Below are 20,492 nucleotides of genomic sequence, written 5' to 3'. Positions count from 1 at the left end.
GATCACTCCAGTTTTTCAATGCTTGCAGCGGAAACTTTCAGTTCAGGCATCTTTGCGTATGGATCCAATGCATCACCACTGGTGAGCATGTTTGCAGCACATTCAGCAAAGTGGAATGGTATGAACACTGTTCCCTGTATGATGTCATTAGTGACTTTGGCAGGAACTTCAATTTCACCACGTCGGGTTTTAACTTTGACCATCTCTTTATTCTTAATGCCCAGTTTAGCTGCGTCTTCAGTGTTAATTTCAACGAAACCAGTTGAAACTTCACGGTTCAAGGTTTCTGATCTTCGGGTCATACTTCCAGTGTGCCAGTGGAAGAGCAAACGTCCAGTGGTGAGTATGAATGGGTACTCTTCGTCTGGGTTTTCAGCTGGTGCTTTGAACTCAATGGCTTTGAATACTCCAAGACCATCAGGGGTTGAAAATTTCTCTGCGTGTAGTATGGGAGTTCCTGGATGTTCTTCATCAGGGCAAGGCCAGTGAAGTGCTTCTGGTTTTTCCAGCCTTTCTTTGTTCATACCAGCGTACTGTGGGGTGACTGATCGTATTTCTTCAAAGATCTCCTGTGCACTGTTGAATTTAAAGAGATCTGATCCCATTCTGGTGGCGATGTCAGAAGTTATAGCCCAATCGTCCCTTGATTCACCAGGTCCTTCCACAGCTTTTCTGATGTACTGCACACGTCTTTCAGTGCTGGTGAAGGTTCCGTCTTTTTCAGCCCATGAATATGCAGGTAACACTACATCAGCCAGTTCTGCGGTTTCAGTTAAAAAGATGTCCTGCACCACTAGGAAGTCCAGATTGTTTAGGGCTTCTCCCACGTGTTGTAGGTCAGGGTCGGATATCATGGGGTTTTCACCCATAATGTACATACCTTTAATATCACCAGCGTGGGCTGCGTGCATTATTTCCACTACTGTAAGACCTGGTTTACATGATAGGTCACTGCATCCCCAGGAACATGTCATTTTCTCTACAAGTTCTTCATTGGCAACGGCCTGATATCCAGGGAAACTAACCGGGAGTGCTCCCATGTCACATGCTCCTTGCACGTTGTTTTGACCTCGCAGTGGGTTTACTCCAGTACCAGGTCGGCCAATGTTACCTGTGAGCATGGCCAGGTTGGAAGTGGACATAACGTTTTCAGTTCCAACGGTGTGTTGTGTGATACCCATGGAGAACAGTAGGGAAGCGTTATCTGCTTTGGCGTACATCAATGCTGCTTCTCGGATGAGATCAGCAGGAACTCCTGTTATTTTTTCTGCTTCTTCTGGAGGATACTTTTTGACCATTTCTTTTAGTTCTTCGTAGCCAGTGGTACGGTTTTCAACGAACTCTTTATCTTCCAGTCCTTCGGCAATGATCACGTTCATCATGGAGTTAAGTAATGCCACGTCGGTACCGGATTTGAATGGTATGTACAAGTCAGCTTGTTTGGCAGATGGTGTGAACCTTGGATCTGCCACCATTATTTTTGCGCCTTTTGCTTTGGCTTGTAATGCTCTTCTCCACATCAATGGGTGTTGTTCGAGGGTGTTGGTTCCAATCAGGAACACCACATCAGAATGGGCACAGCTTTCCAGGGAGTTGGTCATGGCTCCGGATCCAAAGGTCTGGGCCAGCCCTGCTACTGATGGCCCGTGACAGAGTCTTGCGCAGTGGTCTACATTGTTGGTTCCAATAACAGTTCTAACAAACTTTTGGAATGTGTAATTGTCTTCGTTGGTACATCTGGCTGAGGATAGGAATGCCATTTGTTCAGGGTTTTCTTCTTTCATTTCTGTTAATTTGGATGCAACCAGATCAAGAGCTTCATCCCAAGTTGCCTCTTTAAATTTACCATTTTCCTTGATCAATGGAGTTTTTAGTCTATCCTCTCTGTGGACAAACTCATATGAAAAATTACCCTTTGGGCACAGTTTTCCTTCATTTACTGGGTTTCTTTTCCATGGTTCTACACCTACGAGTTTACCGTCCACATTTACCAAGTTGAATCCACATCCACATCCACAGTAGGGACATGTGGTCGGAACGTATTGAATTTCCATTTTTTTTACCTCCTTACTACATAGAATATAATATCCTCTAAAAAAATTGAATGACTTTGATGATCGTGATAAGAACTATTTAACCACTTACCTACTCAATTAACGAGTAGTGGTAATACTTGTTAAGTAATATTTTTTATCATTTAATGCATATTTATGTTCGGTGATAATGTCTATTTGTCTTTTTTTTAAAAAATGGGGAAGTGGTTTAGATTTAAAACCACTTAATTTGGATTAATCCGCAGTTTTGTCTGTTCCTCGCAGATATGTCCACCAGTAGATACATGCTACAAAGATTGCTCCACCAACGATGTTACCTAAGGTTGCTGGTATCATGTTGTTCATGAAGAACTGTGTCCAGCTTACTCCACCAATGAATATTCCGACAGGTATAAAGAACATATTTGCAACAACGTGCTCAAATCCTATTGCTACGAAAGCGAATATTGGGAACCATATACCCAGTATTTTACCAATGATATCATCTGAAGCAATGGCTAGGTACACTGCAAGACAAACAAGCCAGTTACATCCAATAGCCCTCCAGAACACCTGACTCCATGTTAATGAATGAACAGTTTTTCCTGCTGCTACGAAAGTTGCACCACCAAGTGCTTTGGTTTTAGCAACTGTAAGTGCTGCTGCTTCCCATGGCGGTGCTGTTAGTATACCAGTGGCTACAGCCAGGAAATATGCTACAAATAGTGCACCTACAAGGTTGAAAATCCAGCTTCCTACCCAGTTTCGGATGAGTCCCATCCAACTGGCCCTTTTTTGAAGAATTCCAAAGGGCATGTACATGCAGTTACCAGTAAACAGTTCAGAACCGGCTATAACGACCAGCATCAAACCAACGGGGAACACTGCACCAAAGAGGAGTTTTACCATTCCCACAGGATAACCTGCAGCTGCCATACCTCCAGTAACCACTTCTGCCAAAAGACCTCCAAAAGCAATATATGCGCCTGCTAAAAAGCTTAAAAGAATCAAGTTACTCAAAGGGGCTTTATCCTTCAATTCTGCTATTCCGACACATGCTTTTGCTGTGTCTGCAGGCGATTTAAACGACGATGCCATATATTCGACCTCCTTTTAATCGAATTCAATTTATTAATCCAAATATAACATGGATGTTGTCTGGGATTTAAGATATTTTACACGTGATCGATTTTATCATGATCTTTCAGTGACTAACTTCCATTGTAATGGATTAACTACTGTGTTTTGGGGACAATTGATCAAATTCTCCATGAACATTCATGATATATTGGATGTAAATGATTCTCCCATTATATGCTATATAAATTTTTGTGAGAAGAACCATTTCGAAAGATTTATATCCGTTATGTAGCTTTTAGCATGTCTATCAAAAAGAGTACTAGATGATCTGGTTTTAAATCGGTTTATTATGGATAATTAAGTCTTTAAAAGTTTTTTAATGTAGACTGGATATCCTAAGGGTATTTTTTTATGTTTGGATATTTAATACGTACTACTTTGCATATAAAAAATGTGAATACTGTTTGCTAAAGGTTAGGATTTCTATTTAAAAAAGCTTTTTAATCAGAAAAAATTAAGCTATGAATCACATAATCCTCCTATTTCAACCAAAAACTCCTGAAGGATTCAGGGATAAAATTAAAATAACCCCCATTTATTAGGGGGATTAATGAAATGCATTAATTTACAATACGATGGATGTTGAAATAATAACATTTAGCAGATATAACTCCAATTAAGAAGTATAAAAAAGAAAAGAAAATAAAATATTAATTTTAACCGCATTAAACATGAAAATAATTTTAAATAGCTTTCCTATATGGGAAAAACCTTAGTAAAAAGTTAATATATTTTAAATTGAAAAACTTGGCAAAAGCAGAGTCAAACTGGTTAAATTTAGTTAGATCTCACAGTTGTTTAATGGGCTGTTCATTGAAATTTCAAAAAAATAATAGGAATTTATCATTGGATCATTTTTTCCCCTTTATTTGTTCCTGTATCTCTTTTTCGATTTCGGCCTGGATTTTTCCTTTTATTTGTTCCTGTATCTCTTTTTCGATTTCGGCCTGGATTTTTCCTTTTATTTGTTCTTGTATTTCGTTTTCGATTTCGGCCTGGATTTTTCCTTTTATTTGTTCTTGTATTTCGTTTTCGATTTTGGCCTGGATTTTTCCTTTTATTTGTTCTTGTATCTCTTTTTCAATTTCTTTTGCCATTCTGACCACCCACTTCTTTTCAGAATTTTCTTTATTGAACAATATTATTATATTACAATATATAAATCTTCTCTTATACTTGTAATGGGTGGAAACTTTTTATTTAAGATATGGAGATCGATGAAACCCACTATTCTTCCTTCTTAAGTTATTCCAAGCCTTTACTGGATTAAAAAGGTCATAGATATAAAATTAGGCAATTCAATCAGACAAGTCATTCTTTTCAATGCAATTTTTTAGGAGTTAAAAACTCTTTCAGAAGCTGATTCAACTATAACTGGTCTTGAGAGAAAACTGTAAAACGACATTGTAATGTAGTTGTTAATCGAAAAAAATTAAAAGCCAAAGTTAATTATAAAATTACAAAAAAAATGGGATTTGTTCTAAGTTGTGAATGCTTCTTATTTATCAAAAATATATAATCACAAACACATGACTTAAATTAAAATTCTCCCTTAAAAAGGTTGAAAAAGCTTTTATTCCCTATTCCAAAAGATATTCCCCATTACTCCTTTACTCATATAGTGTTTAATCAATGTAAGTAGAGACCTGCCATTCTGTTTATGATATCAGTTTTTGTTACAATTCCAAGGGGCTTTTCATTTTCATCAACGACAATTAGTCGCCCAATTTTGTTTTTATTTAGGGTTTCAATGACTTTCGGAAGCTTAACATTTTGTTTCACTGTTATTATGTATTTAGACATTAGTTTTGTTATTTTGAGATCTTTTTCTTCGTTGGCAATTGCCTTTGTAATATCAGTCAGTGTTAAGATTCCAAGAATATCATGGCCTTCTATTACAGGTGCTCCATCTATTCCATTATTCGATAAGATCCATGCTGCTTCTTTTATATCCATATTGGGGTCTAATGTTATGAGATTTTGACTGGCAATTTCTAGAACGGATCTATTGGGGATACTCTGTATATCTCCAACATCTAACAGCAAAATGTTATCGGTGTCATCTCTTCCAACAATTTTACCATTAATCACAAGCTTATTAACGGGAGTTGGACCTACTCTAAGTTCCTCTCCAAGATTGAATTGTTTTATGTTGCCCATAACATTTATTGTAGCTTCACATCCTGCTGGGTGTGGGATGCTCCCAAATTCTATTTTAGTGACGGTTACATCTTCTACCTTTTTTCCTTTTTTAAATATGGGGACAGTTGCCTCTTCATCTGTTACGTTGATGTTTAAAGTTTGATAAGCTTCTAGGGTTGGTTTATATCCTCCCTTAGGGCCTGAAACGCCCTCTACTATGTGTAAACTCCTCAAATATTGCATTTGATTGCGTATGGTTCCGGGATTACGGTTCATAACCGAGGCAATTTCTTCCCCTTTAACAGGCCTGTAATTTGATTTCTTATAAAGATCGATCAAAATTTGTAGGATCTCTTTTTGGACGGGTGTAAACATATTAAACCACCTCACAAGAATTTTGTAACTCTTGCGAATATATAGTGATTTGAATAAAATAAATATTGTTGTGGATATGTAATTGTATCCCAACTATATGGTTTTTTTGAATAAACTTTTTTTACTTGATCATGGCCTTTAAAATGCTTTTTCCATGTTTTTTACAGTGATCCATTTTATCCAGAGCATGGATTCAATTCTGATGGAGAAATTCTCCTTTATCACACAGTACTGGGTTTAAATCATTATTATTTAGTCCTTTCATTATATGATGGCTTGCACTTGCATTGAATTTTAATCATTTTTTATCGTTAAACTATTTTTCAAAAAAAATTCAATCATTTTTCAAAAAAAATATTGTTGAAACTAATTGGGAACGTTTTATTTATTATTGAAGATTTATTAAAGAGTTTATTTTTCAGTGATTTGCCTTTAATTACCATTTTAGGTTTTTTTAAAATTTAAATGCTAGTTTGATGCCAATATTGGGTTTTTTTATCCAAAAAAACTCTTTTAACTCTTTCATTGATTTCTTTGAACAACTTATTTATTATCTGTAGGTGTAAATAGATTTATGAAGGGTAAAGTAATCGGCGACATTCTCGTTGTAAAGCAGGATGTTGAAAACCCCCATGAACTTCTGAAAATACCTGGAGTAAAACGGGTGGTTAAATTAGGTCATATAAAAGGTTTGAAAAGAGAACCAGACGTTAATGTTTTGTTGGGTGATGGTACAGAGACGATTCACAAGGAAAACCACTGTCTCTTTAAGATGGACGTTTCAAAGGTCATGTGGTCAAAGGGAAACACTGGAGAACGTAAAAGAATGTCCACAATGCCTGAAGATGGTGAAACTATTGTTGACATGTTTGCAGGAATTGGATACTTCTCCATACCCATGGCAGTGCACTCAAAACCCGCCAAGATCTATTCAGTCGAGATAAACCCGGTTTCACACAGCTACCTCTGCCAGAACGCAGTTTTGAACAAGGTGGATCATGTGGTCGAGCCCATTCTTGGGGACTGCAGGGAAGCTGCACCGCGTGGAATTGCAGACAGGGTTTTAATGGGCTACATTGGAAACACCAACGAATATCTTCCGGTTGCAATGGACATACTCAAGGATGGAGGAGTCATCCATTATCATGAATCTGTGCCCGACTGTATAAAGTTTAAAAGGCCTGTTGATCGTATAAAGGAGGCAGCAGATGGACGTGAAGTGGAAGTATTGAATGAAAGGATCATCAAACCATATTCACCCGGTGTTTATCACGTTGTAATTGATGCAAGGATTGGATAGAAATTTAAGATCCTGAGCTTAAAGAATTAATGATAATACACGTTAAAAACTTTCAACTGTGAAATTTCGTATCTAGTTTCATCATTTAAATTCATACATCTGTATTGGCCTAAAAAATAGGGGGTTTCGTGAAGATGGATGTTTTTGAAGCAATTTCTGGAAGAAGGAGCATAAGGAAGTTTAAAAAAAAGGATGTTGAAAGGGATTTAATCCTTAAAATTGTTGAAGCGGGCATATGGGCACCATCTGCAGGAAACATTCAGAGCTGGGAAGTTGTGGTGGTAAGGGATGGCAATATTAAGGAAAAACTTGCAGTTGCAGCTTACATGAGGGATTTTATAGCAAATGCACCGGTAGTAATGGTTTTATGTGCAGATAAGCAAAGATCAGCTACAATATATGAAGAAAGGGGTAGTGAACTCTACTGCATCCAGGATGCAGCATGTGCAGCTCAAAACATGCTTCTTGCAGCTCATGCACTGGGACTTGGCACATGCTGGGTTGGATCATTCGATGAGAATGTGGTTAATGAAACATTGGATATTCCAGAGCATATAAGGCCAGTTGCACTTATCCCATTGGGATATCCTGATGAAAAACCATACCCTCCATTGAGACGTGAGATCGATGACCTTATGAATTGTGAAACATTCAATGATATATAAAAAGGGTCATGAACCCTCTATTTTTATTTTAACTAAATTTTTAACATTTCACAGTACACCTTTTCTATTCACCTTTTGAAGGCAACACTGTATAATCGAATACCTTTTATATGGTTAATAATAAAAATACAATAGCTTCTATTACATGAGGTGTTAAGATCGTTGGGGTGTTGATATGGCCGGTGAAAAGATATTGGTTGTTGAGGATGAAGGATTAACTGCAATGGAACTCCAAAGAAAACTAAAATTTTGGGGATATGATGTACCTACTTTTGCTTTTTCTAGGAGGGAAGCTGTAAAAAAGGCTGAAGAAATAAAACCAGATCTCATTTTAATGGACATAGTCTTGAAGGGTGAAGGTGACGGTATAGATGCCGTTAAAGAAATAAGGGATAATATTGATGTTCCAGTTATATACTTGACAGCCTACAGTGATGAAAGTACATTGGAACGTGCTGAAGTCACAGAACCCTATGGTTTCATAATCAAACCCTTTGAAGAGAAAGAACTTCATGAAAGCATCGGTAAAGCCCTTTACAAACATGGAATAATACTGAAATTAAAGGAAAATGGTGAATGGCTGGATAAAAAACTTGAAAACTCAAGGGGTGCAGTTGTAGTAACTGATGCTGAAGGAAACATAACCTTCATGAACAAGTACGCAAAGTTTTTTACAGGATTTAAATTGGACAAGGTTTCTTTCAAGGATTTTATGGAAGTTTTAAACCTTGATATAACTGAGGGTCCTGAGAAACCTGTTCAGGAACTTATAAAAAAATCAGGCATGTCCAGTAATTCCACTTTAAATGGCCCTGATGGATCAGAAATCCCCATAGAATACAGTATATCTCCCATTAAAGATGATAGTGGCGAATTTGTAGGTGCAACCCTTGTTTTTCAGGACATAACAGAAAAGGTTGAGGCTGAAAAGTCCCTTCAAGAAAGTGAAAAATGGTTCAAAAGCATATACCACCAGTCAACCACTGGAATGGAGATATACGATACTGATGGTGTTCCTGTGGATGCAAACCCTGCTGCATTGGATCTCTTTGGAACTTCTGATCTATCCAATTTAAGTGAATTTAATCTCTTCAAAGACTTTAAAATACCTTCTGATAAAAAAGAAAAGCTTTTAAATGATGAACCAATTGTTTATGAAATTAAGTTTGATTTTAAAGATTATAAAGATTATAAATCTTTTAAAACAACGAAATCTGATTTCATATGTCTTGAAATATCTATAAAACCTCTTGAAATCGATGATACCTCTTCAAAGATGTACCTTGTACAGTTCAAGGATTTAACAGCATATAAAACAACTGAAAACTCTTTAAAGAAAATTAACAACGATTATGGGCAAATATTACGGGGTATAGATCCCATATTTTTTGCACTTGACAATGATTTGAACTGCACGCACTGGAATGATGCATCCCAAGACTTCACCGGAATATCATATCAAAATGCAGTTGGAAAACCCATATCCTCTCTCTTAAAAGATATCGATGGGGATGATGTCCAAAATTTATATCAAAAAACCCTTGAAACGAAGAAAAAAGGTTTTATGATTAAAAAATTCATCATTGATGATGAATATCTTCGATTTTTTGAAATAAATACATATCCTTATTTAAATGGAATTTCGGTTCTTATCAGGGATGTTACAGATGCTAAGTTGCGTGAAGAAGAGCTTGAACACAATGAGGCGTTGTACAGGTCCATACTAACCGATCAAACAGAACCAATATGCCGTTTGGATACAAATGGAAAGCTCACCTTTTCCAATGAGGTTTACAGGACATACTTCGGTGATGAAACCCAGGGAAGCTTTGTATTTTCACTGAAGGAAGAGGACAAGGAACGAATGAAGGATTACATGAACTCCTTTGACGCTGAAAATCAGGTTAAACTATTTGAAAGCCCCATTATAATGCCAGATGGCAATGTTCAGTGGTGGCAGTGGGTTACAAAGGCAGTTTTCAATGTAAACGGAAAAATAGAAGAATTTCAGTTTGTGGGTCATGATATGACCCGTCAGAAGAAGATCGAGGAAGAAATGAACCAGGTGCTCTGTAACCTTGAAGTTGAAATCAAGGATAAAACAGATGAGTTCCAAGCCACGAAGGAATCTTTAAACTCTCAAATAAAAGATTTGAATGATGAAATAGTAAAGACAAAGGATCATGAAAGATCCTTAGAAAAAAGAAGAGATGAACTTGAGGGTAGTGTTAAAAATATATCTAAAGATCTCTTGAATATAAAAAATACCCTTGAAAAACAATTAGAAGAAAATAAGAAAGCTCAGGATTCATTTGAAAAGGAAAAATCCGCTCTTGAAAAAGAAATTCATACAAAAACCCTGGACTTTGAAAAGGTGAAAGAATCACTTGAAAAAGAATTGGATGAAAAAAATACAGAGCTTAACCAGTTAAATGAAGCCATAAAATCTGAAACAGATCAGAACAAGGAGTTAAGGTTAAGTCTTGAAAAAACCCGTAAGGATTCCCAGGAACAGCTTGAATCGGAACGTTCTGAATTTGAGAAGAGGATTGAAAAACTTGGGACCGAGCTTGAAAGACAGATAAATATTGAGAAGGAAACAAGGGCATCACTCCATGAGAAGGAAGCACTTCTAAAGGATGTTCACAACAGGGTTAAAAAGAACATGCAAATGATATCAAGCCTCACAGGCCTCCAATCTGAGTACATCCGTGATCAGATAGTAGAAAAGTTCAGGGACAGCCAGAACCACATTAAATCCATAGCACTCGTCCATGAAAAACTGTACGAATCCCCAAATATGGGAGAGGTGAACTTCTCAGAGTACGTGAATAGTCTTGTGGAAGATATTTCACGTTCCCATGGAGTTGATCAAGAACGGATAAAAATAAAGGTAATTGCTGATGATTTATTCTTGGATATTGACAGTGCAGTGTCCTCTGGACTGATAGTCAATGAAATTGTTTCAAACAGTTTCAAACATGCTTTCCCTGGGGATATGCAGGGCGAAATCCTGATAGAAGTAGATGCACTTGATAAATCAGAACATCAAGGCTTTTCAATGAAAATTTCTGACAACGGTGTGGGGTTACCTGAAAATTTGGACGTGGAGAAAGCAGACACACTTGGATTACAGCTTGTAAGAACGTTGGTTGGACAGATGGATGGTGAACTGAAGGTCAATAACTCCAATGGAGATAATGGCACAGAATTCATTGTAGAGTTAAATTCATGATCTGATGGCTTCAGAAATAGTCCCCAACTTTTTCTTTGCTTCTCTTTTAAACTCATATCCTTTATTTTTTCAAGGAATCCCTTTTATCTTTTCAAGTATCCTTGGACTTAAAAATTCTTCTGACAGAAATTCTGGATAAACTGGGAGTCTTTCCTCAAGCTGGAATCCCATTTCCTCTGTAATGTTTTTAAGTTCGTCCAGTTCTGGCCATGGTGCTTCAGGGTTCACGTAGTCCTTGCTTACAGGTGAAACCCCTCCCCAGTCATCTGCACCAGCCATCAGGAAGATCTGAGCACTGTCCCTGTTGAGATTTGGTGGCACTTGAACACTCACATCAGGGAAAAGGAGCTTTGTAACAGCCACCATCTTTACCATCTCAACCAGTGAAGGTTCTCTAAAGTCCTGCATAGGTATTCCAGGTTTTGGCTTGAAGTTCTGGATGATTATCTCCTGTATATGCCCATACTTATCATGAAGCCTCCGTATCTCAAGGAGGGATTCAGCACGTTCTTCTACAGTTTCTCCTATACCTATGAGAAGTCCCGTTGTAAATGGTATTTTGAGTTTACCTGCATTTTCAATGGTTTCAATCCGAAGTTTCGGTTCTTTTCCAGGACTCTTCTTGTGTGCAACTGTTTTCATAATACGCTGACTTGTTGTCTCAAGCATGAGTCCCATGGATGCGTTGACTTCCCTCAAGTATTTGAGCTCACTTTTTTTGAGAATTCCAGGGTTGCTGTGGGGTAGAAGATTCGTTTTTGTGAGGGTCTCATCACACAGGAAGTAGAGATATTCTAGCATGCTTCCAAAACCCAGATCTTCCAGTGCATGGGAAACCTGAAGGGTTTCATCGGCATGTTCCCCAAATGCAAAAAGTGCTTCCCTACATCCATACCTATCTGCAAGGATGATGTCATTCATTGCATCCGAAGGCTTCATCAGGATCCTTGCCCCTGGATCCTCAGGGTTTCTCCTGAAGCTGCAGTATCCACATTCGTTCCTGCAAATATCTGTGAGGGGTAAGAAAACGTTTTTAGAGTAGGTGATGTTTTCGTGGATCCTTTTGGAATTTACATCAACCATCAAAGATAGCACATCATTACATTCCCCATTTAAAAGGGATATTATGTTGTCTTCTAATAATCTGGGCATTAATATCTTCCATTTAATTGATTTTAGAGATTTTTTATCTATTTTTAATCCAGTTCCTAAATTATATCAGTTTTTTAATAACTTGATTCAGCTGCTGTTTTAAATAAGTTATCCAACTTGCATTTTTTAAAAAAAATAAAATTGAATTAAAATTCTCTCCAATGAACGATTTATTTTCAGATTGAATATTTTTTTAGCTTCTAAAACTAATGGATGCACGGATTTAAGCAGCCATGTTGGATACAACCAGTTCAACGAACATGGGACCCATTCCACTTTTATCCTTCCAGAGTATTATGAATAGTGCGATTTTACCTAGAACTCCAAGGGAATATTCAACGTGGCAGTTCATGCTTTCAAAGGATTCCTTCATCCTCACAATTCCCTGAATATCGGTTTCTGCATTCACATCCACATTGGCCCTTATATTCTCATCCATGATTCCTATTAGGTTGCCTGCTTCTTCTGAGATAGTTTCAACCCTTCTGGCTCCAAGCTTCTTCAGAAGGTCTGAGAGAACTGCTGGAATATCCTGGTGATCCACTCTCAGTTTGGACATTCCTCGCACGATTAATATTTGAGGGGTGTCTATTGAAGGTCTTGACTTGTCGAAGGCCTCAAGTTCCTGCATTACTTTACCTGCAACCTCGTGTGTACGTGTCAACGCCGTTTGCCTCCATACGTTCTATTTCCTCTTTTAATTCTCCCATGGTTGCTACTTTTTCTGCAAAAGCATTGTGTCTGTGTATACTTTCCTCGTTAACCTGTCTAACTGTTACCATGGTGTCGTCTGGAAGGTTTGAAAATTCAGAAACGATCTTCTGGACCATGTTCCTAACGCAGTCCTCAACGAACTGAGGGTTTTTGTGGGCATGTTCCACAACAGCATTTTCATCGCTCCTTTTCAGGAGTTCGCAGACAGGAGAACTCATTGAATCCTCAATGATCCGTATTATGTCCTCAGCACGCACATTCTGGTTCTGAGGAACCTCTATCATTATCATTCCCCGACCACGCTGGTTGTGAGAGGCAAATGAGACGGTTTCAAGAACTTTTTGTGTTGTTTCCGCGTCCAGGAACTCTAAAAGTTTGGTCTTTGCAGATTCTTTGGTTGATTCCTGTGCACAGGGACATACAGTCATTCCAACAACTTCTGCGCCGATCATCTTCCTTATTCTAACTCCATTTTCATCCCTGTAGCCCACGGAGTCTGCCATGATCTTGGTCATCTCCTGGGTTTTGATCTTGGTGACTGGTGACTTCTTCATGATCATGAACTCACTTTTCATGCTCACTTCCGCCCTCTTTGCATATTTATGCTTTTTAAGGAGGCAGCTCACCATTTCAGCACAAAGAGATTCAACTTCCACTGCAGTTCCTTCCAATGACTTTTCAAGAACTTCACTTATGGCCTCAGGGTTCCTTGACATGTGGATACCCCTCTGTGTGCTTGGAAGGTCAACGAACGCATCAAAGGTTGGTAAAAGAACTATTGGTCTTTTCTCATCCCTTTCAATTTTTAAAAGTTTTTTAACCCCAGTAACTCCAACTCTTGTAAGGTAAACAGGAATTGAGGGTATCTTATCCTGGGTATCTGGAAAACATGAATCCAATTTTTTCACCCCTAAATGATAGTTTTTTCATGATATTCAATTTAGATACTATTAATGTACTGGATCTACATTCAATTGATTTATAAAATATTTAAATAAATCCTTCCTATCTATGTTGGTTTGTGATATAATTAACTTATCTTGTATATAAAAGAAGGTTATAAAAGAAGTTGAAAAAAATTAGTTAAATGGGAACCAACCAAATAACAATTAAATTATTCCTAGAATCCAAATTTATTCCATTTATCTGATCCAACATCCTAAATTTGATCCAACATTCCAAATCCTAATTCATTTAATTTAACTTCAGTTCAAAATTTCATTAACTCATTGGGATAACTTTGCCCTGAACTCCTCCGCAGTTACATCCTTCAGATTTCTCATGGTTATGACCTTTGCACCGTAGATCTCATGGGCCCTTTTTCCAAGAACTTCACCAGTTCTATCCATTTCAACCACAACCAGAATATCCGTTGGATTGAACTGTTCGGTTTTTCGTTTTATATCATTTTTAACGTGCTCTATTTTCTTTCCAACACCTTTAAGTGCTGCATCAGGTATCTTAGGATTTATGAGTTTCATATCCTCGGCTTCAAGGGGCACGCCTGCAACGATTATGTGCTGAGCATCCACACCAAGCTTTGTAAGAGCTTTTTTGAAGTTGCTTTTAGTGGTGATGATTAAAAAGTTTTCTGAAAGTTTTTTGATCTCATCTTCCCTGTTTTCCCTTTCAATAACTCCAAAATCAGCAAGCATTTCATCCAGGTTCCCTCTTACAGCAATGATCTTACTGCAAAAGGTTTGAGCATCCTCTGCATTGAGTACATGGGATGGTCTGCTGGTGTATATGAATTCTTCTGCTTCAAACAGTTCATTCAGTGTTTTTCCAAACAACTCTGAGTTAATTCTGCCTTCTTTTGGAGTTTTAAATTTCACTGCAGGGTTTCTGGATTTTCCAGCTTTTTCTAAAAGTGCCTGAGTTTGTTCCAATCTGAATTTTTCCATAAAATCGCCTCAAAATTCGAAAAATGGTGAAAATGTATCTTGAATAACTTTAAACAAGGTTTCTGTTTTGGGATTAATATCATCCCCACCTCTGTAAAGATAACTTTCCATATTCCTTATATCAGTAAGTTCCTCAATACTTACTTCCTCTGTCAACACATTTATTAGTTTCACATTACACCTTCTGAGAACCTCAAGGTTGTACCCTCCCTCAAGTATGAGAACCATGGAACCTGAAATATCCTTCATTTTTGCTCCAATCCATGGAAAAAACTCATCATCAATACCCATATTTGACAGGGGATCTTCCATGTGGCAGTCAAATCCAACATCCATAAAATAGAAATCAGCACCGAAGGCAGTGGCTGCAGGTTCCAGAATTCTGTCAAGGATGTAGGTATAATCAGATGTTGTTGATCCTGGGGGCATGGGAATGTTCAAGTTACAGCCTTCCCCTCCACCATCTCCAGTTTCTTCCACAAAACCCTTTCCTGGAAAAATTGTGTTAGGGTCCTGGTGAATGGATACATAAAGAACATTTGGGTCGTTGTAGAATATTTCAGCAGTTCCATTACCGTAGTGAACATCGAAGTCCACTATGAAAAACTTCTTTACACCATGAACCTTTCTGAGGTACTCAACTGCCACAGCCAGGTTGTTGAAGAAACAGAAACCCATGACCTTATCTCTTGTTGCATGGTGTCCTGGAGGTCTTGCAATGGAGTAAGAAAAGTCATGTCCATTTAAAACCAGTTTTGATGCAGTTACTGCACCTCCTGCTGCAAGCTTTGCTGTGCTGTAGGTTTCAGGCGATGCAAATGTATCGAAGTCAAGGTAACCCCCACCTCCCTCACAGAAGGAACGAACCATTTCAACATGTTGTTCTGTATGAACCCTGAATAAATCCTGTTTGGACACAGTTTCAGGTTTTAAAACTGGAATTTCTTCAATAAAGCCCTTTTTTATTTGTTCTTGGACGGCATCCATTGTGTGGGTAATGCGTGAATTATTTTCAGGATGATTTCCTGTTGAATGATTTCTATAGTCCTCTGAATATACAATGGACATCAAATTTAAGGTCTCCCAACATCTATTTGAGCTTCGATCCGTAAAAAAACTCGATCCTACAAAACTACGAAACAACAATTCTCCAGTAGAATTATGTAAATGGACACTATTAACTCATCTGGTTTAAAAATTCCTTTAAAAAGAGTTTTATACGGCTTAAATAAGAAAATAAAAATAATTAAATATTATTTAAACTTTAAATCCTATTTTTAATGTTTAATTAAAGTTTTAAATCTTTTAATATCTTAATTATTAATACAACTTATTGATATGGCGCCAAAAGAAATTCTTTAGTATTCAATACATAACAGAATTATTTTTTGAATTTTATCATAAAGCACTGTTTCAAATTCATAAAAGGGGCTTTTGTATTCAAATATATGTTAAGAGTAAATTGAAATTCTTAATTTCAGGGGTCTAGATCATTTTACTTGAACTGATATCCTCTTTAACTATGTTCAAAACGGTTTGTGTGTAGGTTCTCTGAACATCTGGCTCTTTAAGAAGGGCTTTAATAAATTCGTCCAGTTCTGTTGTGTCCTTAAAACGTGTTACTAGGATGGCGTCAAACTCACCGGTTACATCGTACATGCAGAGCACGTTCTTATGGAAAGCTGTTTTGTCTTCCCAGTTTTTTAGCATACCTCCTTTAACACGGACTCCTATTATTGTTGTGAGATTGTAACCCAGCTTGCCATGGTCAATGACAGGTGCGAATTTTTTGATTATGCCTGTGTTCATTAGTTTTTCTATTCTGTTGTGCACTGTACCTATTGAGATATCCAAACGTTTGGCTATTTTTCTGTAAGACATTCTACCATCTTCGTTGAACAAATCCAGGATTTTCTTATCGATTTCATCTATGTCTGTTGTCTTCTCTTTTTCATCAATACTTTTCATACCTTTCACCATTTCACTGAACAATGTTTATCTTTAAGACCTTTATTCTATAAATAGTTATACAATTTTTATAATTTTATGCAAACAATTTAAATATAAGTTTTGTCACTGTATTATATGGGGGTTAAAATGGGATTGTTAAACGAGGAAACCATAAGGATGAGATACATAGAACTTGTTAAAAAGGGAGTGATAGATGATGAAGAGTGTAGCTCCTACACAAAGAACATTGAAATAGATCCATGTATCATAAGGAAAGTGAAGAAATTTGAAGACTATTTCGTTCCGGGAACAGTTCTTTTAAGTGAAAGGGCAAGTTACAAACTTCGAATTGAATACCCTGTTGAATAAACTCTTCAATTCAATTTTTATCTATTTTTAAGGCTAAACAAAAATTAAACCAAAAGAACTTCATTCAACATTTTTCTATGAATATCACCCGATCTTAGAGGGAGTATCCCACAATTCATATATTTATTTTGCGTTTTTTATAAATGGAATTTTCATCAACAAGTGTTTTCCTAATGTATACACAGAAATTAAGCAGTTCAATGTTTTTATAAGTTTTTAAATATTTATTTTTAAATATTCATGAAATTGAAAGTTTACCTGCATTGGTTATGGAGTATTTCTCCAAGGAGTCGGATTTTTTAACCAAACCCAATTCCATAAGGCCTTTCAAATGTTTATAAACCATTGCACGTGATATTTTTACCTCTTCGCCCAGTTCCCGGGCTGTTAAATCTTTAAGGTAAAGTATGTTAAGTATTTTCAGCTTTGTTCCCGATATATCCAGCTTCAAAAGGGGCAATCTTACTACCTTATCGTTGTAACACGTGAATATTCCATCAACACCTACCTTGTTTGCTACAAAATTTAAAAGAGGGCCTAAATTTCTGCCGTTATATGCTACAAATACTCTGCCATGTTTTTTTGTGCCTTTGATAATTTCCTCAATTCTCCTGCAAGCTTCATAGGGATCTTCTGTTTCTATTTTTATGTCTCCACCCTTGAGAAAATCTTCAAGATCAGTTTTCCTGTACTTTCCTTCATGTAAAATTATAAGGCCCTCTGTTTGTGTTTTTCTTGAAGCATTGAAAAGGCAATGCCCATTTAAATTGGTTATCAGGGTTTTCAAACCAAACACCTCCAGTTGTCTCAGTTCAATATGGAATTGTATAAGTTAAATGTTATATAAATAGCAACCTTATTATAAAACGAATTTTAACCTCAATTTAACTTAGAATTTTTTTAAAGGATTTCAGATGGAAGATATAAAAACTATGGGTGGTGTTAAAACGTTGCAATCTAAAAGTAAAATAACTGCAGAGGGTTTGTCAACACATCAGTTGAACCTTGAGATAAAAAAAGCTCTTGAACCTGAAAAAAAATTGTTACTGGAAAATCATGGAAAACTAGATTCTATAGCTGTGGGGTTAGGTGAAGATGCAGATATAATTCTGAATGGAGATGCAGGGGACTTTTTAGGGGCTCTTAATGATGGAGCACACATTGAAGTTCAGGGGCATGTTGGTAGGTACGTTGGGGACAACATGACATCTGGTGAAATTTTAATAAATGGATCTGCAGAGGAAGGTGTTGGATTTGGACTTTGTAATGGGACGATAATGGTTTATGGGGATGCTGGAAACGCTGTTGGCCAACTCAACAAGGGTGGAACCATAATTGTAGAGGGAAACATTGGAAACCTTGCAGGTCTTTACATGTTGAGTGGTGATATAATAGTTACAGGTGATGCTGGACTTGATACAGGTGACTGGATGATAGGGGGCACGATATACGTTGCAGGAAACTTTGAAACAGGTACAAATGCAAAAGTAAAGCCCCTTGAGGGGGATGACAAGGAGAAATTGCTGAAGCTGTTCACCAACTATAGTATAAACAAAGATATTGAAGATTTTAAGAAGATAGAACCTAAAAATCTCAGACCATTTTACGGTAAACAGGACGATGAGTAGGTGTTGATCCAATGAAACAGATACTATTAACAAAACCCACGGAATGTGATGGCTGTAACGATTGTATTGATGCATGCACAAAGGCAACCGGTGAAAACACTTTATTCCTGCATGAAATGACAAACGGGTACCATGCAGTGGTTTGCCAGCAGTGTTTGAATCCTTCTTGTATCAAAGGATGCTTTAGAGATGCTATATACAGGGAAAACGGAATTGTAAAGATAGATCAGGACAGATGTATCGGCTGCAGACTCTGTATGCTTATGTGCCCAATAGGTAGTATAAACTGCACAGAGAATGAAATGATTAAATGTGAACAGCAATGCATGGTGGACGGTGGAAAACCAGCATGTGTTGAATCATGTAAGGCAGGATGTCTTGAAGTTGTGGATATAAAAGACTTTGCAACGGGCCTTCAAAGAGGTTTTGAGATGGAAAGCAGAATATCCGGAAACTCAACCAAGGAACTGTCTCCTTCAGGGGATCTTGCATCCAACACAGAGGGACTGTGTGTGTTCTGCGGAAACTGTGAAATAGTCTGCCCAACCGACGCCATAAAGATAGTCGGTGATCATGCGGAGATAGATAAAACCCGTTGTATAATGTGCGGATCATGTACGGCAGCTTGTCCAGTACTTTTACCAACAAAAGGGGGAAGTATATGGGATCCAAGAACTATAGCAGATATCAGGTACACTTCCAAGGCAGGGAAGTATGTGCTCAGGGGATTTGGTACTGAAAAACGGCTTCCAAGTTTCGATGACATAGTTATACTGCCTGCACAGGCTTCAATAGCTCCGGTTGACAAGTACAGGGAATCCTGTAATACAAAGGTGGTTTTGGGCACTCGGAACGCTGAAAATCCCCTTGTTATGGAAACTCCTGTACTCATAGCAGGTATGTCCTTTGGAGCCCTCAGTAAGGAGTGTAAACTTGCCCTTGCAAAGGGATCAACCCTTGTAGGTTCATGCAGTAACACTGGAGAGGGAGGAATGCTTCCAGAGGAGAGGGATTTTGCTGATAATCTGGTTGTCCAATACTCCTCAGGTAGATTTGGAGTTTCAGCAGATTACCTTCGCAGTGCAGATGCCATTGAAGTGAAGATAGGTCAGGGTGCAAAACCCGGCATGGGGGGTCATCTCCTGGCTGAAAAGGTCAGCCCAGAGGTTGCAAAGATACGTGGAATACCATTGGGAACAGATGCACTCAGCCCTGCAAGATTCCTTGACTCCACAAGGGAGGGAGACCTTGCCAAACACATAGAACTTCTCCGTGAAGTAACAGACTGGAAGGTTCCAATCATCGTAAAACTCGGACCTGGAAGGGTTGATGAAGATGTTAAGATCGTTGCAGAGGCAGGTGCCGATATAATCTCAGTCGATGGAATGGAGGGAGGAACAGGTGCAGCTCCAGAAGTTGTAATTGAACATACTGGTGTTCCAACACTCCCTGCCCTTGTACAGGCTGTCAGAGGACTTGAAGAAATCGGTATGAAGGATGATGTGGACCTCATAATAACAGGAGGAATAAGAAGCGGTGCAGACGTTGCCAAGGCAATGGCACTGGGAGCCAACGCAGTGTACATAGGAACTGGAGCAATGATAGCAATGGGCTGTCGTGCCTGCAGGATGTGCTACACAGGTAAATGTCCGGTTGGTGTTGCAACACAGGATCCTAACCTCAGAAAACGGCTGGATGTTGATGTTGCTGCCATGAGGGTTGCAAATTACATAAAATCAATTACGGAAGAGACAAAGATGCTTGCCCAGCTTGCAGGACATTCAGACATAAGGGACTTTTCAACTGAAGATTTAAGGGCTTTGAATTCAAGTTCTGTGGACATAACAGGTTTGAGGCTTGTTGGAACATGATAATAATTTCAGTT

The 20,492-nt window shown here is 37.9% G+C and carries 17 protein-coding genes; 6 read left to right on the top strand and 11 right to left on the bottom strand.

The window, feature by feature from the left end:
• Positions 1-2: 2 nt before the first annotated feature.
• The 4 genes from fdhF to J2756_RS07655 form a co-directional block, all read right to left on the bottom strand.
• A complete protein-coding gene (fdhF, locus tag J2756_RS07670) occupies positions 3-2,054 on the bottom strand; it encodes a formate dehydrogenase subunit alpha (RefSeq protein WP_209584296.1) in 2,052 nt (683 codons plus the stop codon).
• Positions 2,055-2,288: 234 nt separating this feature from the next.
• Complete coding sequence (locus J2756_RS07665) at positions 2,289-3,131, bottom strand: formate/nitrite transporter family protein (protein ID WP_209584293.1); 843 nt, start codon at positions 3,129-3,131, stop codon at positions 2,289-2,291.
• 893 nt (positions 3,132-4,024) lie between these two features.
• Positions 4,025-4,270, bottom strand: coding sequence for a hypothetical protein (locus J2756_RS07660; RefSeq protein WP_209584291.1), 246 nt, complete (start codon positions 4,268-4,270; stop codon positions 4,025-4,027).
• Positions 4,271-4,802: 532 nt separating this feature from the next.
• Positions 4,803-5,690, bottom strand: a complete 888-nt coding sequence (locus tag J2756_RS07655) for a CBS domain-containing protein (RefSeq protein WP_209584289.1) — start codon at positions 5,688-5,690, stop codon at positions 4,803-4,805.
• A gap of 574 nt (positions 5,691-6,264) precedes the next feature.
• Here J2756_RS07655 and J2756_RS07650 point away from each other — a divergent pair.
• From J2756_RS07650 to J2756_RS07640, 3 genes are all read left to right on the top strand, one after another.
• Positions 6,265-6,990: a class I SAM-dependent methyltransferase gene (locus J2756_RS07650; protein WP_209584283.1), complete on the top strand. Its 726-nt coding sequence runs from the start codon at positions 6,265-6,267 to the stop codon at positions 6,988-6,990.
• 134 nt (positions 6,991-7,124) lie between these two features.
• Complete coding sequence (locus J2756_RS07645) at positions 7,125-7,655, top strand: nitroreductase family protein (protein WP_209584546.1); 531 nt, start codon at positions 7,125-7,127, stop codon at positions 7,653-7,655.
• A 175-nt stretch (positions 7,656-7,830) separates the two neighbouring features.
• Positions 7,831-10,890 carry a PAS domain S-box protein gene (locus J2756_RS07640; RefSeq protein ID WP_209584282.1) on the top strand — a complete coding sequence of 1,020 codons (3,060 nt, stop codon included), beginning with the start codon at positions 7,831-7,833 and terminating at the stop codon, positions 10,888-10,890.
• A 69-nt stretch (positions 10,891-10,959) separates the two neighbouring features.
• Here J2756_RS07640 and cofG read toward each other — a convergent pair whose 3' ends face one another.
• The 6 genes from cofG to J2756_RS07610 form a co-directional block, all read right to left on the bottom strand.
• Positions 10,960-12,042, bottom strand: coding sequence for a 7,8-didemethyl-8-hydroxy-5-deazariboflavin synthase subunit CofG (gene cofG / locus J2756_RS07635; protein ID WP_209584281.1), 1,083 nt, complete (start codon positions 12,040-12,042; stop codon positions 10,960-10,962).
• A gap of 223 nt (positions 12,043-12,265) precedes the next feature.
• Entirely contained in the window at positions 12,266-12,706 is a 441-nt protein-coding gene (locus J2756_RS07630) for a DUF2120 domain-containing protein (protein ID WP_209584280.1), read from the bottom strand.
• Positions 12,678-13,655, bottom strand: a complete 978-nt coding sequence (mptA, locus tag J2756_RS07625; protein ID WP_209584279.1) for a GTP cyclohydrolase MptA — start codon at positions 13,653-13,655, stop codon at positions 12,678-12,680. Before mptA ends, J2756_RS07630 begins: the two co-directional genes overlap by 29 nt.
• Before the next feature lie 327 nt (positions 13,656-13,982).
• Entirely contained in the window at positions 13,983-14,660 is a 678-nt protein-coding gene (locus J2756_RS07620; protein WP_209584277.1) for a DUF2100 domain-containing protein, read from the bottom strand.
• Positions 14,661-14,669: 9 nt separating this feature from the next.
• Positions 14,670-15,728, bottom strand: a complete 1,059-nt coding sequence (locus tag J2756_RS07615) for a histone deacetylase family protein (RefSeq protein WP_245315985.1) — start codon at positions 15,726-15,728, stop codon at positions 14,670-14,672.
• A 417-nt stretch (positions 15,729-16,145) separates the two neighbouring features.
• Positions 16,146-16,628, bottom strand: coding sequence for an Lrp/AsnC family transcriptional regulator (locus J2756_RS07610; protein WP_209584273.1), 483 nt, complete (start codon positions 16,626-16,628; stop codon positions 16,146-16,148).
• A gap of 129 nt (positions 16,629-16,757) precedes the next feature.
• Here J2756_RS07610 and J2756_RS07605 point away from each other — a divergent pair, with 129 nt between their 5' ends.
• Positions 16,758-16,979 carry a hypothetical protein gene (locus tag J2756_RS07605; protein ID WP_245315984.1) on the top strand — a complete coding sequence of 74 codons (222 nt, stop codon included), beginning with the start codon at positions 16,758-16,760 and terminating at the stop codon, positions 16,977-16,979.
• A gap of 238 nt (positions 16,980-17,217) precedes the next feature.
• On the opposite strand, the gene J2756_RS07600 is transcribed toward J2756_RS07605, so the two are convergent.
• The gene (locus tag J2756_RS07600) at positions 17,218-17,775 is read right to left on the bottom strand and encodes an ArsR family transcriptional regulator (RefSeq protein ID WP_342593121.1); all 558 of its coding nucleotides are present in this window, start codon (positions 17,773-17,775) and stop codon (positions 17,218-17,220) included.
• A 118-nt stretch (positions 17,776-17,893) separates the two neighbouring features.
• Here J2756_RS07600 and J2756_RS07595 point away from each other — a divergent pair, with 118 nt between their 5' ends.
• Entirely contained in the window at positions 17,894-18,607 is a 714-nt protein-coding gene (locus J2756_RS07595; protein WP_245315983.1) for a GltB/FmdC/FwdC-like GXGXG domain-containing protein, read from the top strand.
• An 11-nt stretch (positions 18,608-18,618) separates the two neighbouring features.
• On the top strand, positions 18,619-20,478 hold the full coding sequence (locus J2756_RS07590) for a glutamate synthase-related protein (RefSeq protein WP_209584267.1): 1,860 nt from the start codon (positions 18,619-18,621) through the stop codon (positions 20,476-20,478).
• Positions 20,479-20,492: the final 14 nt, after the last annotated feature.

Origin of the sequence: Methanobacterium aggregans (genome assembly GCF_017874455.1) — an archaeon.
Classification (GTDB): Archaea; Methanobacteriota; Methanobacteria; order Methanobacteriales; family Methanobacteriaceae; genus Methanobacterium_C; species Methanobacterium_C aggregans.
The sequence above is the reverse complement of the archived record's forward strand: the minus strand, read 5'-3'. Positions and strand labels throughout refer to the sequence as shown.